15 protein-coding genes are annotated in these 15,878 nt (G+C 51.1%); 5 read left to right on the top strand and 10 right to left on the bottom strand.

Annotated features, from left to right (window positions below):
* Nucleotides 1–85: 85 nt before the first annotated feature.
* The 10 genes from RAC89_RS31080 to RAC89_RS31035 all read right to left on the bottom strand — a co-directional run bounded on the left by RAC89_RS31080 (nt 86) and on the right by RAC89_RS31035 (nt 10,165).
* Nucleotides 86–1,159 (bottom strand): phage baseplate protein, encoded by a 1,074-nt coding sequence (locus tag RAC89_RS31080; RefSeq protein ID WP_306617562.1) that lies wholly within the window; start codon nt 1,157–1,159, stop codon nt 86–88.
* Nucleotides 1,156–1,944: a glycerophosphodiester phosphodiesterase family protein gene (locus RAC89_RS31075; protein WP_306617560.1), complete on the bottom strand. Its 789-nt coding sequence runs from the start codon at nt 1,942–1,944 to the stop codon at nt 1,156–1,158. Before RAC89_RS31075 ends, RAC89_RS31080 begins: the two co-directional genes overlap by 4 nt.
* Nucleotides 1,945–1,974: 30 nt before the next feature.
* Nucleotides 1,975–3,312: an ABC transporter substrate-binding protein gene (locus RAC89_RS31070; protein WP_306617559.1), complete on the bottom strand. Its 1,338-nt coding sequence runs from the start codon at nt 3,310–3,312 to the stop codon at nt 1,975–1,977.
* Between the two features lie 52 nt (nt 3,313–3,364).
* A complete protein-coding gene (locus RAC89_RS31065; RefSeq protein ID WP_306617898.1) occupies nt 3,365–4,174 on the bottom strand; it encodes a carbohydrate ABC transporter permease in 810 nt (269 codons plus the stop codon).
* 57 nt (nt 4,175–4,231) lie between these two features.
* Entirely contained in the window at nt 4,232–5,110 is an 879-nt protein-coding gene (locus tag RAC89_RS31060; RefSeq protein WP_306617557.1) for a carbohydrate ABC transporter permease, read from the bottom strand.
* Nucleotides 5,103–6,155: an ABC transporter ATP-binding protein gene (locus RAC89_RS31055; RefSeq protein ID WP_306617555.1), complete on the bottom strand. Its 1,053-nt coding sequence runs from the start codon at nt 6,153–6,155 to the stop codon at nt 5,103–5,105. The genes RAC89_RS31060 and RAC89_RS31055 overlap by 8 nt, the downstream gene beginning before the upstream one ends.
* A 113-nt stretch (nt 6,156–6,268) precedes the next feature.
* Nucleotides 6,269–7,363 carry a zinc-binding dehydrogenase gene (locus RAC89_RS31050; protein WP_306617553.1) on the bottom strand — a complete coding sequence of 365 codons (1,095 nt, stop codon included), beginning with the start codon at nt 7,361–7,363 and terminating at the stop codon, nt 6,269–6,271.
* A 97-nt stretch (nt 7,364–7,460) separates the two neighbouring features.
* A complete protein-coding gene (locus tag RAC89_RS31045) occupies nt 7,461–8,222 on the bottom strand; it encodes a DeoR/GlpR family DNA-binding transcription regulator (RefSeq protein WP_306617551.1) in 762 nt (253 codons plus the stop codon).
* Between the two features lie 615 nt (nt 8,223–8,837).
* Nucleotides 8,838–9,716, bottom strand: coding sequence for an aldo/keto reductase (locus RAC89_RS31040; protein WP_306617549.1), 879 nt, complete (start codon nt 9,714–9,716; stop codon nt 8,838–8,840).
* Nucleotides 9,717–9,757: 41 nt separating this feature from the next.
* Nucleotides 9,758–10,165 (bottom strand): VOC family protein, encoded by a 408-nt coding sequence (locus RAC89_RS31035; protein WP_306617896.1) that lies wholly within the window; start codon nt 10,163–10,165, stop codon nt 9,758–9,760.
* Nucleotides 10,166–10,481: 316 nt separating this feature from the next.
* On the opposite strand from RAC89_RS31035, the gene RAC89_RS31030 reads away from it, so the two are divergent.
* The 5 genes from RAC89_RS31030 to RAC89_RS31010 are packed head-to-tail and all read left to right on the top strand — an operon-like array spanning nt 10,482 to nt 15,786.
* Nucleotides 10,482–12,092, top strand: coding sequence for a spore germination protein (locus RAC89_RS31030; protein ID WP_306617547.1), 1,611 nt, complete (start codon nt 10,482–10,484; stop codon nt 12,090–12,092).
* A 17-nt stretch (nt 12,093–12,109) separates the two neighbouring features.
* The gene (locus tag RAC89_RS31025) at nt 12,110–13,300 is read left to right on the top strand and encodes a Ger(x)C family spore germination protein (RefSeq protein WP_306617545.1); all 1,191 of its coding nucleotides are present in this window, start codon (nt 12,110–12,112) and stop codon (nt 13,298–13,300) included.
* Between the two features lie 16 nt (nt 13,301–13,316).
* Entirely contained in the window at nt 13,317–13,550 is a 234-nt protein-coding gene (locus tag RAC89_RS31020) for a hypothetical protein (RefSeq protein ID WP_306617543.1), read from the top strand.
* 26 nt (nt 13,551–13,576) lie between these two features.
* Nucleotides 13,577–14,680 carry a GerAB/ArcD/ProY family transporter gene (locus tag RAC89_RS31015; protein ID WP_306617541.1) on the top strand — a complete coding sequence of 368 codons (1,104 nt, stop codon included), beginning with the start codon at nt 13,577–13,579 and terminating at the stop codon, nt 14,678–14,680.
* Nucleotides 14,681–14,685: 5 nt separating this feature from the next.
* On the top strand, nt 14,686–15,786 hold the full coding sequence (locus RAC89_RS31010) for a GerAB/ArcD/ProY family transporter (protein ID WP_306617539.1): 1,101 nt from the start codon (nt 14,686–14,688) through the stop codon (nt 15,784–15,786).
* Nucleotides 15,787–15,878: the final 92 nt, after the last annotated feature.

Below are 15,878 nucleotides of genomic sequence, written 5' to 3'. Positions count from 1 at the left end.
AAGTGGTTTTGAAAATAAAAAAACAGCTGCCATATGTGAAGCTTGGCAGCTGTCCTTTATGGAAGAGGCAAGTATTCCCTTAGCCTCAGTCTCCTCTCTTGCGGTGAATGATCGCTTCCGCCGGCAGAAGTTCATCTAATGTGTAGATACTCGCCCACCGGTTCGGCGTAAAGTTGGTAGCAAATCCGAAGCTCAGCTCCGCCTTGTGGGGATGTCTAAGATCCGGGATACGGATCGCCATCCCTTCCGGTTCTCTGAAGGTGAGCGATTGGCCGGCTGTCATCAGTTCCTTATCGAGCACTTCGCCCGTTTTCCAATCCACCGCTGTAATGTAAGTATTCCCTTCCGGTGCAACGGAGCCGCTGGAGCCGTAAGCATTGCCCTCGAGCAAATACAGATACCCGCCGTAGGACGCAAAGCCCTGGAAGGTACCGACCGTCGGCTGAGGCACATCGGCTATCGGCGTGTAATTCCCCTTCTTCACTTCCTCCAGGGGATACACCCCGAAGCGGAAGGAGCCGTCCTTGCGATAGCGCATCGTGAGCTGGCCGGTCGCCGCATCGATATTGACCGTAGTCCGGTCCGCCCCTTCCACTAAACGGTGCTTCTCCAGCTCAGGCGAGCTCGGAGTGAGAATCTTGCCGTTTTCGAACGGGAACCGTGCAATCTGAGTCCCCCAGCCGCTGCTGCCCTCCGTTACGGAATCCGTTTCCGTCCATAAGTATGCCTTATCGCCTACTGTTTCCACTCCGATCTGGACACCATGGCCAAAACCCTTCAGGAACATGTACCCGAGCTTATTCCCTTCCATATCCAGCTGTGTTAACGTCAAATCTCCGTTCTTGTCCCGGTTGGCACCGCTTACCGGTGCGGTCTCGCCCGGAAGCTGCTGTCCGCCTGCCATTAGCTGCACGACATAAATATGCTGGTTCACGTTATCGAAGGCGAACGATTGCAGCACCGTGCCGTTATGAAGCGCCTTGTCACGGAACAGCTCGTTCGCCGTCCCCGATAGAACGAACATCTTGGACTCCAGCGCAGGGCGCTCCGCCAAACTGGTCGATGCCGCAACAGGCAGCAAACTTACCGCTGTCAGCCCTAGCACCATGGAGAGTAGCAAACGCCGTTTCCCTTGCTTCTTCTTCGTATGAAAATTCATACTGCACCTCCGTTATTAACGGCTTCCGCCGCGATTTGCTTGCGAATGCTCATGGCCGGATACGGGTTGTTCACAGTCATCAGGTTGGCGCCGCATCCGAGCGAGTCATACACCTGCTGATCCTGATCGGGGCAATACGACCAAGCGAGAATCCCCATCTCCTCAAATTGCTTCACGAGCTGCGAACTCAGCAGCTTCATACTGATCCCAACCGCCCACATCTTCGAATACGTACCATCGGGACCCTCTGCAAAATTGGACATCAGTTCCCCCGGAAAGCCCTGGGTTTTGAGTCCATACCGGTCATGGATGTAGGCGACGATGTCCGCGTCGAAGCTGGTGAACACGCATCGGGGCAGGTAGCCGTGACGCTCAAGCATGGCAATCGCCTGATCGGCCACCGCCCGGGCATCGGGGCTTGGCTTGATCTCCACATTCAGCAGCACATCCGGATAGTCTGCAAGCAGGCCGCAGAACTCCTCGAAGGTAGGGATCTTGAGCCCTTCGAATACGGGATGAAACCAGCCGCCAGCATCCAGCTGCTTCAATTCTTGCGCCGTATAGTCGCTGACTTGACCTGAACCGTTCGTTGTCCGATCCAATGTGGCATCGTGGATGACCATCACGACGCCGTCCTTGGACATCCGCAAATCCAGCTCCAGCATATCTACTCCGAGCTCAAGCGCCTCACGGAAAGCGAGGAGCGTGTTCTCCGGATATTCGCATTTCAGACCTCTATGTGCCGCAATGGTGATGGAGTTCTTATTCTCAAGACGATTGATCATAGTCAACTCAATCCTTTCCTTTTCCGGCTCTTACTGCTTCAGCAAACGCTCCGCTTCCTTCTTGAACGTATCCAGAGTCGACTCGATGTTCTTGTTATCGTACATAATCGCCTGGATTCCTTTGAAAAACTCCTGCATGATGGCAGGCCAAGCTACGTGCTTATTGGTATCGACGGCATATTGAAGCTGATCGTATGCTACCTTGCGGTTCGGCTCCTTCGCCCAAAGATCCTTCATCTGCTGCGACTCAACCATCTTCTTGGTGAAAGGCAAATACCCGGTATCCAGCACGAACTGCTGGCCGCCCTTCGGATCCTGCATCATCCACTTAATAAACTCGAAGGCCGCATCCTTGTTCTTGGAGCCCGCCATCAGGGATACGTTCGCTCCGCCCGTAGGGTTGGCGTATACCTGGTCCATCGGCAAGAACGCCGTGACATAGTCAAATTTTACATTACTGGTAAGACTGCCGATCACACCTGTCGACTGGAACATCATGCCGATTTTACCACTTGTAAACATTTGGTTGACGATATTACCCGAATCCTGCTGCGGCGGATAATACAGTCCTCCGGAGGCTTGCATCTCCTTGAGGAATTTGAAGGCTTTCACCCCTTCGCCATTCGTAAAGCCGATCGACGTTCCGGCATCGTTGAAGAATTTGCCTTTTGCCTGGCTGATCATCGCGATTGGATACCACGTATCGTAAGGCATGCTGTAGCCGTACCTTTTGATTTCATTGCCTTCCTTAATCACAAGCGCATTCGCGACCTTCCTCAAGTCATCCCACGTCTTAGGAATGGCCAGCCCTTTCTCATCCAGCATCGTTTTGTTGACATGAAGGATCGGGGTGGAACGGTTGAGCGGGAGCGAGACCAGCTTTTTGTTAAAGGTCGAATGCCCCATCAGTCCCGGCGTAAACTCATCCACGCTCATGCCGGTCTTCTTGAAGTACGGGTTCATGTCCTCCAACACATCCGAGTCGGCGAAAAGCTGAACGTAAGCTCGCTCCAGCATCGCCACGTCCGGTGCCGTCTTGGCCGCAACGGCTTGCTGCAGCTTGGTAACGGTCTCGTCATAGCCCCCCTGGAACGTACCTACGACCTCAATCTTGCTCTGCGATTCGTTGAAGCGTTTGATCATGGCGTCAGTATATTCCCCGTTCTTTCCTCCAAGGGAATGCCAGAAGTTCACTGTTATCTTGCCGTTACTGCCTGCAGCGGGAGCAGCAGGGGTCGCTGAGGAAGCGGGTGCGGCAGGTGTACTGCCGCTAGAGCCAGTCGGCTGCTGCTGCCCGCCGGAACAGCCGGCGAGCACTGTGGATATCATCGTCGTTGCCATCAAAACCGTCGAAAACTTTTTCTTCATGGATCAAAACCTCCGCTCAATGAGTAGTTTTATAACTGAAATCCAACATGTTTTACTTAATTCCTGAGTACACAAACGCCCTTACAATCTGCTTGGATGCGAATAGATATACGATCAGAATCGGCACCACCAGCACAACGTTCCCGGCCATAATAATGTGCCAGTTACTGATGCCTTCCGTCTCCCGGAGCATGGCGATTCCCATCGTAAGCGGCCTGACTGCAGCCGAGTCGGTCATGACGAGCGGCCAGAAATAGTCGTTCCAATGGCTGACGAAGCTGAACAAAGCAATGGTCGCCAAGGCGGGCATCGACATCGGGATCATGATTTTCCATATGATTTTGAACTCCGAGCTGTTATCCAGCCTTGCCGATTCGATAATTTCTTGCGGTACCTGCATGAAATACTGGCGCAGCAGGAAGATCCCGAAGGCATTGGACATGAACGGAATGATCTGCGGAAGCAGAGTGTCGATAATCCCCCAATCGGCTAACATCAGGTAGACCGGAATGAAGGTTACCTGCCCGGGAATCATAAATGCCAGCAGCACCATAGAGAACAAAATCTCTTTCCCGGCAAAACGGTATTTGGCAAACGCATAAGCCGCCGGGACCATGACGATCAGCTGCAGGAGAATGATCGTGAAGGTGACGATGACCGAATTTTGCGCATAGGTTAAGAAAGGGCCGGCCCTCATCGCTTCTACGAAGTTGATCCATTGCGGCCATGCCGGTATCCAGGTCGGCGGGAAAGCCATTGTCTCCTGGAAGGTCTGAAGCGAGGTGGAGATCATCCATAAGAACGGAAAAACGAATATCATCAGAATGGCAGCCTTCAACACAACGTCCAAGGCCGATCTCATGTATTTCCAATCAAAAGTCAACGGTTACCCCCCTTTGTCGTATTCAAGCTTAGCTCCTTATTGGTAATGCACCTTTTTGGAGAGTAACCGGAAGTAGACGAAGGTCAGCAGTGCGATGATGGCCATCAGCACCACTCCGGTAGCGGAAGCATAACCAATACTGTTGGTTCTGAATTCGTAGATGTAATAAACGAGCGTTGTCGTAGCCGCGTTCGGACCGCCTGCGGTCATTATCTTCACCGTATCGAACACCTTAAACGAACCGATGGTCATAATAATCAGGATAAAAAACAGCTGCGGAGAAATGAGCGGCAGCGTAATTTTATAAAATACCTTGAATCTGCTGGCGTTATCGAGTGCAGCCGCTTCGTAGATGGTAGGCGGTATGCTTTGCAGCGCTGCGACGATAATTAATGTGTAGTATCCGATGTTTTGCCACACTGAAACGATAATAATGGAAATCATCGCGGTCTTGGAGCTCTGCAGCCACTGCGACGGCGGCAGACCGATCGCCTTGAACAAGTAATTCAGCATCCCGTAATTCGGCTCCATCAGCCACATCCATACCAATGCAACCGATACGATGGAGATGATGTGCGGGGTAAAAATCCCGGCCTGCACCAACGCATTCAAGCGAGTCTTCTTATTGAGCCACACCGCAATGAGCAGCGATAAGAGCATGGTCAGCGCAACGACCCCCACCGTATAAACCACCGTATTGGTGAGTGCTGCATAGAAATCCTCACGAGTGAAGATTTGCGTAAAATTGTCCGTGCCGATAAATTTGCTTTTATCCTTGTTGAGCAGATTGTATTTATAAAAGCTTAATTTGATCAAATAAATGACAGGATAGATGACAAAGAGAATGATACCGGTCATAGCGGGCAGGACCATGAGATAAGGACGGATCAGCTCCCACATTCTTCTCTTATCCATGACACTGTCCTCTAAGCGCTTTCAAATAGTCGTCATGGCGAGGGTCGTTCTTACGAATTCGCTGCTCATCTGCCCCGAAGAAATAGATTTTGTCGGCGTCCACACCCAAATATACTTCCTGACCGGAGGAATACAGGTCTTCCGTACATTTCACCATGAAGGAATGGCGCTCCGACCTGATTTGGTAGATTGTTTCCGAGCCCAGCATCTCTCTGGTGACAATCTGTCCGCGAATCGAATAATGCTGCTCTCCCTGCTCCGCAGACAAAACTGCGCTTTCCGGGCGAAATCCGAAGCTCGCCCCATCCGTGCCAAGCTCCCCCACGTTCATTGGCGGAACCCCGATGAATTGCGCCGCGAACAGGTTGCTCGGATCGCGGTAGATCACCTCCGGCGCCGCTTCCTGTTGGATTTTCCCTTTATTCATGAGTACGATCGTATCGGCCATCGACATGGCCTCCACTTGGTCATGCGTCACATAGACAAAGGTGGTGCCGAGCTTCTTATGCATCTCGATCAGCTCGATCCTCATCTGGACCCGGAGCTTGGCGTCCAGGTTGGAAAGCGGCTCATCCATGAGAAACACGGATGGCTTCTTCACCATAGCACGTGCCAAGGCAACCCGTTGGCGCTGCCCGCCGGACAGGGTAGACGGCTTGCGGTCAAGGTAATCGTACAATCCAACAGTAGAACTGATGCTATCCACCAGACGAGTTCTCTCTTCCTTCGGCACCTTATTATTCTTCAAGCCGAATTCTATGTTCTCCCTCACCGACATCGTGGGGTAGATCGCATAGTTTTGAAACACCATCGCCACCCCTCTTTGGCCTGGAGCGGTTCGGGTCACATCCTTGCCGTTGATCAGAACGGACCCCGAGGTATGCGGGTCAAGACCGGCGATCATGCGCAGAAGGGTCGTCTTCCCGCACCCTGACGGACCTACCAATACGGTAAATTTGCCGTCTTCAATCTTGAGATTCAAGTCTTGAATGATCACGTTATTGCCAAAAGACTGCGTCACTTTCACGAATTCAATCGATGCCAAGAGCCAGCCTCCTTATCTTTAGTTGTAATTAAGCGCTTACAAGCCGCTCCAAAAACTTCGGATGTTAACTGCCGGGCTTTTGTGATACAATCCTAGGTAAGACTTCCACTGTGTCACCAGTGAAAGTCCAGGATTGTTTTTTTCCAGTCCCTGTGAGATAAGGCAGATTCCAAAGCGCCAGCGAGGTCCTCTGCCTTGCTCACCTCCGTAAATTTCCCCGGAAGCAATCTTCTTAATGTGTCTTGACATTCCTGCCTCTTCATCACCTGAAGCACATCCTGGAAATCCTGTATCGAGCTGCGGCTGCTGCCGTGAATCGTAATCCCTTTCTCCAGCACATCCCGCGTGTTGATCGGTACCAGTTCCTCACTCACTCCCATGGCAATCAGATGTCCACCGGGCTTCAGAAGGTTTATCCCTTGATTCACTGCGCTTTCGCTAAAGCGGCCCCCTGTGCATTCGAAGACAATGTCCGCCTTCTCGCCGGAATGGAAGTCATAGGTCTGAACCATGTGCGTCTCGGCAAAAGAGAACTGATCCAGCTTCTCCTGAATCGCTCCGAATACCATAAGCCGGTCGCTGTCTACCCCGAATGCATGGTGCAAAATCGCTGCCGTCAAATATCCGACAGGTCCGTCTCCGAACACGGCTACCTTCGCCCGATTCAACAGATGGCTCACGCTTCTGGCCGCCCGGTAGGAAACGCTGCACAGCTCTGTAAGCACGGCAATTTCATCCGGGACGGAGGGAGGAATCGGTATGGCGCACGGCTCGGGAAGAACTAACCGGCTTTGGGCGATTCCGTCTGTGCCGCTACCCAAAAATTCCGAGCGGTAGCAGTAGTTGTCTTCGATTTCGTTCCTGCATGCCGGACAGCATTGCTCTCGCTCCAGCTCGTGGAGCAGATAGCCTGGTAAGTTCGGCACAATGACTACGCGTTGCCCTACGGTAAGCTTCGTTTCGTTGGTTTCGACCACTCTTCCGATGCCTTCGTGCAGCAATGCCATGGGAAGCTTCTTGGCCAATACCTCCGGCTTCCTCATTCCGCCGAAGTAGCGCAGATCGGCGTGGCAGATGCTGGCCATCGTCGGCTCTATGGCCACATACCCTCTGCGAAGCGGTCTTTCGATAAGAAGCTCCTCAATTTCACTTGGCTTCGTCAGCCGCAAAGTACGCGATTGTACATTGCCTATTCGTGAATGTAACACGAATGGTAACACCTCCATCAAATTTCATGCTATTTATGTGAACTCCACGGCCCATAGAGGCAGCCGCGAAGGAGTCACCCTGGTCGGGTTAGGCAAGCTAGGCAAGCAGCACATTCACACCGGCTTCCTGAAATTGCCTGCGTTCATACTCCGCCAATTCCTTACCGGTAATTAGCGTGTGAATAGCGCTGTTCGGAGCGACCTTATGCAGCGAAAGCTTGCCGATCTTTGAATCGTCGGCTACAACAATCACTTCCTGAGCCGCTTGGATCATCCCCTGCTTCGCGGTGACGAGCTGCGCCTCCGGATGCATGAGTCCGTGCTTCGGGTGAATCGCCGGCGTCCCGATGAACGCTTTGGATACATGCAGCGACCGGAGCACCTGATCGGTAAACATCCCGTTTAGCATGAAGCTGGACGGATACAGCTCGCCTCCGGTAACGGTCACCTTCACGCCCGGAGCATCTCTTAGCTCGGCAGCGACGTTGATATCATTCGTCACCACGGTCAAATTCGAGCGGTGCACCAGGTTCTTGGCGATATGTAATGTGGTTGTGCCGGAGTCGATGATAATGTTCTCCCCATCCTCCACCATGCTTGCCGCCAGCTGCCCAATGCGCATCTTTTGATCCAGCTGCACGTTAGATCTCTCATTAAATGAAGGCTCGTTATGCGTCAGCTGCTCTACAATGACACCGCCGTGCGTTCTTTTCAATAACCCCTCGTGCTCAAGCTCCGCCAAATCTCTGCGGATGGTCGCTTCGTGGACATCGAATTCCACTGCCAGCTTAGCCACGGAAGCGACACGATGCTGCCTTACAAAGTCTACGATTCTTAATTTGCGTTCAGCAGGTAACATCGAAAATCCTCCTCCCGAATACGTAATAATTGCTCATATATGTTCACTAAATGTTTATAATTGCTCGTTTTAATATCTTAAGGTTACCTTTGAAAGCCCTTTCTGTCAATATGTTTGATAAAAAAAAGTAAAACCAAACGTTTAATTTGCATAAGCACGCATATATCTTACACTTCGCACACGGAATTGTTTATTTTTGTTCGTTGGCTTCAGAGGTTTAAACCCCACACCATTCCCTCTTTGTGCTACTTCTTGCTTGTTTCTACTTTGCTTTTTCCTAAGACATTCCGGCCAGAGGTGGGAGTCTGTTCATTTGGGAGCATTTTAATTGTGCAAATGCGCAACTTTCTCCCGATGCTTTCCATCAGAATCAAAAGATTTCTGCGTATTAACAACATTCCTAGACCATTTGCCTCGTTCTAACCCGTTGCACTCTCCCAAAGATGCTTATTCTCATAAATCTCGTTCTGAGCCCTTCTTGGGTTCGTCGATTTATGCACATTAGCAGCATTGAAGCCCTAGGTAAAGCCGGTTCCCAGAAGTACATTCGTGTCTAAACAAGCTATCGCACGAAAAACCGTCAGGAATACATCCTGACGGTTCAATCCAAAAATCTTACGCTATGGACGTAGGTGCGCCAAAAATCGAAGTGTATCCGCTGATCGAGCTCAGGACCCGTTCCGCTTCTTCATCCGTCATCGAGCCGAAGCGCTCCGCCGCGTCAACGATTTTGGGGAATAGGTGAATGTCTCCCGCTGTAGCGAAGCCCTTCAATCCAGGGAACGAAAGAATAAAATGTACACAGGCATCGATGACATGCTGCTGATCGAAGGGCTCATACCAGGTTGCATAAGACCGCTGCTGACCTTCCGCCCACGGTCCCTTCGCTATCGCCTTGATTGCGCGAACCGCGGCCTGCTGCTTCTCCGCTTCTTCCATTAAGGCATCGAGGGCCTCACGATACTCAGGCAAGGAATACATGTAGTAATTGAGAGGCAAAAGCACAGTCTCGAAGGGGAAGCGCTTTAATGCCTCCAGATGTGTGACCGGAGCCTGATGTCCGTGACCCGTTATGCCGATCGCTTTAACGATCCCCTCCTCCTTCGCTTCCACCGCAGCCTCTAAGGCTCCGCCTTGGGCCGTACATTTGTCCAGCTCCTCCAAGGTGCCTACTGCGTGAAGCTGCAGCAGATCTACCGAGTCGACCCGCATCCGTTCCAAGGAGCGATAAATTTCTTCCTTCGCCTGAGTCTTCGTTCGCATCCCTGTCTTCGTTGCCAGGAAAATGTCATTACGTACCTGGCTGATCATCGGACCCATACGCAGCTCTGCGTCTCCATAGCTGGCGGCCGTATCAAAATGATTCACACCGTGCTCCAGAGCATAACGTATGGACTCGTCCGCTTCGGCCTGTGTTACGTTCCCCAGACTCGCGGCACCGAACATCACCACAGAGCTCTCATGACCGATTTTTCCTAAGGTCCGCTTGATCATTGACAATGCCTCCCGTTTATTTCGTATGTAATTAGGATGATTTAACTATTCATCTGCGGAGAACCCGGCGACAGCTGCATCAGCTCCACCCGATTCCCGTCCGGATCCCGGACCCAGCACTGATAATTCGTATCCTTCCCCTGCTTCGGCTCCACATCAAGAGGAATTCCGTTCGATCTCAGATGGGCGGTTGCCTCATGAATATCGTACACCTCCAAGCAAAGATGATCGAACCCAATCTGTCCCCGCTGCGTCTCAGGCTTATGCCGCCCGCCGTAGAACAGCTCGATAAACTGTCCTTCACATACCTTGACATACACAATCCATGGACTGCCGTCGTCCTTATGAAGCTCGAATGCTTTGGTCAATCCAAGGATATCGCAATAAAAATGAAGCGATCGTTCCATATCTTCTACAATCAATGCAAGATGTCCTAACCGTTTGATCAAAGCCAAGGCATTCATCTCCTTATCTTATATCAGATTGCCGGTCGCATTTCCAATATAACACATCCCGAAGCCTTACGATGCTCCATCATCCAATTCTAGTTAGAGAGTGAATACTTGATCCTTAAGCAACAATAATAACCCCGGAGGTGAACACTACTCCTTCCGTGTTCGGCCCTGCCGTGTTATTTTTCAGTGCTGTTTCAATAGCTATTGGGGGGCTGGCTTTTTAACGTTTATAAGAACCTCCCCGCTTGGGCATACCAATAAACGCATAAGTAGTATATTATTGGTAATCCTAACTTTGCATATATCCTAAATGAAGGACAATCCGGCTATGCTCTTTTTCAAGAAAGGAAAACACAATCCCCAAATAAGAAAACAGAAGATTCCTCCCGCTGTCAATCAGCTCAAGCAACCCCTGTCCTCCAGTATTGCGGAAAATATTAATGATATTCTCCATGCTGTCGGGACAAGTGATGACATTGTCACTCGATCGTTTCGGGCAGGGCCGGACGGGCAAATCAATGCCTGCATTCTGTTTACCGACGGTTTGACAGATATCATATCGGTTCAGCAATTTGTTATCGATCCCTTGATGAACCGTGTAGGTCAATCTGAACTAGACAAGCTGCTCTCGATGGGCAATCTTCTGGTGGTTGGGCTGAAGGAACTCGTTTTGTCGGCAGGGTCCATCCAGGATATTGCGGATAGAGGTACCTTGCTGGACTCACTATTGTCGGGGCATGTCATTTTGCTGGTGGACGGTTACCCGCAAGCCTTGGCGATCGACATGAGCAAGTCGGAGGACCGGGGCGTATCGGAGACGATGTCGCAGACCGTCGTTCGCGGACCGAAAGAGGCCTTCACGGAAAAACTGCGGACCAATACGTCACTGCTGCGGCGTAAGATTAAAGACTCGAGGCTCTGGCTCGAAAACGTATCCATCGGCCGTATTACCAAAACATCCGTTTCGATAATGTACGTCAAAGGCTTGGCCAACGAAAAAATCGTCGAAGAAGTCCGGAGCCGACTTGGCCGCATCGATTTGGACGGCATTCTCGAGGGCAGCTATATCGAGGAAATGATTGAGGACAGTACTTGGACGCCATTTCCGACCGTGTTCAACTCGGAACGGCCGGATGTTATTGCCGCCGGGCTGCTCGAAGGACGAATCGCCATTCTGGTAGACGGATCCCCTTTCGTGCTAATGGTTCCTGCTCTGTTCACCCAGTTCTACCAAGCTGCGGAAGATCATTATCAGCGCGCAGATATCAGTTCATTGATGCGTTTCTTGAGAATTATCGCCTTAATTATCGCTCTCAGTGCGCCATCGCTCTACATTGCTATAACGACGTTCCATCAGGAGATGCTCCCTACCCGGCTGCTGCTGAGCTTGGCGGCACAGCGGGAAGGGGTGCCATTTCCCGCCTTTATCGAGGCGTTGATCATGGAGATTACATTCGAAATCTTGCGGGAGGCCGGAATCCGCATGCCTAGAGCCGTCGGACAGGCCATCTCGATCGTAGGCACGCTCGTTATCGGCCAGGCCGCGGTGGAAGCCGGAATCGTATCCGCTGCGATGGTCATCGTCGTTGCGATTACGGCGATTTCCAGCTTTGTCATTCCCGCTTATAACCTTTCCATTAGCATTCGCATGCTTCGCTTTCTATTGATGGGTTTAGCTGCCTCCTTCGGCTTGTACGGCATCACCATCGTCACGATTATATTGATTCTGCATATGTGCAGCTTGCGTTCCTTCGGCGTTCCCTATATGAGTCCGTTTGCCCCCTTCATAGGCGAGGACCAGAAGGATGCCATCCTCCGGCTGCCGCGCTGGATGCTGCGTACACGGCCGAGACTGGTCAGTGAGCAAGATATGGTTCGGGAGCAGCCGGCGCCCGCTCCGAAATCCCGAGGCTCCAATTAATGACAGGGGGTATTCATTTGGGCAAGCGAATACATAAGCTGATCTTGCCGCTGGCTTGCATCGCTCTCATCCTGTCCGGCTGCTGGAATCGGCGGGAAATGAACGAGCTTGCTGTCAACATGGGCCTTGGCATTGACAAAGTCGGCAAGGAATACCGAATCACGGCACAAGTGGTCAATCCTAGAGAAGTGGCAGCAAAAGAAGGAGGCGGGGGCGAGTCTGCAGTGACCACGTATCAAGCATCAGGAGTTACCATCTTCGATGCAATCAGGAGAATTACAGAGGAGAGTCCGCGAAGACTTTACATGTCGCACCTGCGTGTTCTCGTTCTGGGAGAAAGCTTGGCAAAGCAAGGAATCGGTCCTGTATTGGACTACCTCTCCAGGGATCATGAACTGCGTACCGACTTCTATATCGTTGTCGCCAAGGATGCGCGTGCGGAAGAAATCCTTAAAGTGCAGACCTCCATTGAGGAGATCCCCGCGAACAAACTGTTCACCTCGATGTACGAGTCCCAGAAATCATGGGCTCCCACGGTGACGGTGACGCTCGACAAGCTGATTACAGATTTGGTCAGCGAAGGAAAGAACCCTGTGCTAACCTCCGTTAAGCTCATCAGTAAGGGTTCGAACCCACAGATGAAAACAAACCAGACGCCTGATCCGCAAACGCGAATCAAGCTTTCAGGGCTGGCTGTGTTCAGAAAGGATAAGCTGATCGGTTGGCTGGACGAGGAGCAAAGTAAAGGGTATTCCTTTCTCATCGATAAAGTGGCGAATTCCGTTGGAAGAATCACGTGCCCCGACGGGGGAAAGCTGAACCTCGAAATCATTCGAACCAAAACCGAGACGAAAGGCAGAGTCGTTAACGGCAAGCCAGAGATCCGAATCGATATCCGCAGTGAAGGAAGTATCGGAGAGGTGCAATGCAACGTAGATTTGACGAAGCCGGAAACGATCACGGAGCTGGAGAGCATTGCCAATGAGCGATTGAAGCAAATCGTGTTACAAACAGTTAATTCGGTACAGAAAACCTACAAAACCGATATTTTTGGCTTCGGGGATACGATTCGCCGTTCGGATCCGAAGGGCTGGAAACAGATCAAGGAGGATTGGGACAAGCTATTCCCTGAAATGACGGTACAAGTCAACACGGAGAACCAAATCCGAAGGCTCGGGACAGTAACCAATCCAATATTCAAGCATTGAAAGGAGTGAAGCGGTAGTGTGGACTGCAATTGGGATCATTGCAGCTTCTCTAGCTATTCTCGCGATTGATGGCCCGAGGATTCGAAAAATGCAGCCAAGACGGGATTTCATAGTATTCTCCGTTTTTCTCCTGCTCGGCACCGGCCTAAGCATCATCGAGTTTGCTACGCATCTGGAACTGCCGAACCCGTCGGATCTGCTCATTGTTGTGTATAAGCCGGTCCATCATGTCATAACAAGCTTACTGTAATCATGTACTAGGAAGAGGCGGAAACAGTGGAAAAGGCGAAAATCAACGCATCGGAGCTCGTTGCGCTGATGCTGCTATTCGAGATAGGAAGCGCCGTGGTTGTCGGGCTGGGCATGCAAGCGAAGCAAGATGCATGGATGGCTATTCTGATCGGTATGGCGGCCGGTTTCATCCTGTTTCTCATCTATGACTATTTGTACCGGCATCATTCCAGCCTATCCTTGATCGGCTATTTGCAGATCATCCTCGGGAAGTGGGTCGGCCGGGCGGTTGCTTTTCTGTACATCGTTTACTTTTTTTATATCGCTGCGAGAGTGCTGAGGGATTTCGGAGCCTTGCTGTTAAGCTCAACACTCCCCCTCACCCCGATGCTGGTTGTCAATATGATTATGATGCTGGCCGCGGTATACGCTTGTTCGCTTGGAATCGAAGCCCTCGGAAGAGCTAGTGAAATCTTCCTGTCGATCGTACTCATGCTTGCAGTATTGGCTATCTTCCTCCTCACCGCATCAGGCGTTATACATTGGGAGCATTTGAAGCCGCCACTGGAGCATGGATGGAAGCCTGTTCTGCAGACGGTGTTCCCGCAAACCATGACGTTTCCTTTCGGAGAAATCGTCGCCTTCAGTATGCTTCTCCCGTATTTGAATAATCCGCTTCACGCAAGACGTCTCGGTCTTGTTGCCATCTTAATCAGCGGTCTTATTCTGAGTTTCATCATCGCGGTTAACATCAGTGTGTTAACGGCATACAACGCAGAGAACTCAACCTTTCCGTTACTCCGAACGATCGGCAAAATCCGGTTGGCCGGTTTTATCGAGAGGCTGGAGGCGATTGCCATCGTCACTCTGATTATCGGCGGTTTTTTCAAAATTACGATCTTTTATTATGCTGCGGTAAAAGGCGCTCACGAACTGTTCCAAGTCGGGACGCGGAAAGAGCTTGCCTTATGGCTCGGTTTGCCGCTATTGGTCTCTTCCGAAATCATCGCCGACGGGTATACGGAACATATCGACATCGGTCTCAAGCTCGTTCCGTTGTATCTTCACCTACCGTTTCAAGCAGGCATTCCTCTTTTGCTGCTCATAATCACTTGGGTACGCAAAGGATACTATCCCACAAGCAGGTGATCGTCTTGCAGAGTCAACAAACCATCAGCGTCCGGCAGTTCATCATCCTTATAACGTTCTGCACGGTGGGCGATTCCATTCTGGTTCTGCCGTCGATCCCCGCCCTGCACGCCAGAGAGGATGCCTGGATATCCGGACTGATAGGCCTTATGATGGGACTGCTTTTCATTTATTTTTTCGCCGTGTTCGGCAAGTTGTACCCCGGGTTGACTATTTTCGAATATAACCGGAAATTGTTCGGGAAGTGGATCGGCCGATTCGCTACCCTTCTTCTTATCTATTATTTCTTCCTGATGGTATCCTCGCAAGTACGGGAGATCGGTGATTTTATGACGACGCAGATCATGCCGGAAACTCCCATCCAATCGATTATGCTTTTATTTCTACTTACCTTAGTGGTCGGTGCCCGCCTTGGAATTGAAACCATCGCACGGGCAGGAGAAATTTTCATTCCTCACTTTTTCCTGCTTTTCTCGATTCTCGCCGTCTGCCTGGTGCCGGAAGCCGAATTTCGGAATATATTTCCGATCCTGGACAACGGCATCGCACCGGTTCTTAGGGGGGCGCTTACGACCACCACGTTTCCATTCGCGGAGAACGTCATCATGCTGGTGATTCTCCCATCGGTCAAACAGAGCAAGCCGCTTGCCAGAAACATACTGATCGGAGTATTGATAGGCGGAATCATTCTGGAGCTGGTGATCGTTCTGACTATTGTGGTGCTGGGGGCCCCAATCACAGCCTATCAAATGTATCCCAGCTATGCTCTTGCCAAGAAGATCAGCATCGGCAATTTTTTGGAGCGGATTGAAGCCATGCTGGCGATCATGTGGATCATGTCTACATTTTTCAAGGCGGTGCTTTATTTTTATGCTCTCATGCTCGGATTGTCTGATTTGACGAAGCTAAAGGAACCGAAGACGCTGGCACTTCCGCTCGGCATGATTCTGCTCGTTTCCTCCATTGCTGCGTTTCCGAACGTTTCATATTTCAACGATCTTATTGACAATTACTGGCCATATTTTGATTTTACGTTCTGTCTTGGGCTGCCTCTGCTGCTGCTCGCAGTAAGATTCGTCAGAATAAGGTCCGGAAGTTTACGATAGCCAGAGCGGGACCGGATGCTTGCTATTGCGCCGACCCGATCACTTGCTCCTCCATTAGAGAAGAGACACTAACCGCAACATCGTCAGTGTCT

It is taken from the genome of Paenibacillus sp. GD4, from assembly GCF_030846225.1.
In the GTDB taxonomy this organism is placed as follows: Bacteria; Bacillota; Bacilli; order Paenibacillales; family NBRC-103111; genus Paenibacillus_G; species Paenibacillus_G silviterrae.
Note: the sequence above shows the minus strand (reverse complement) of the source record. Positions and strands in the feature narration are given on the sequence as shown.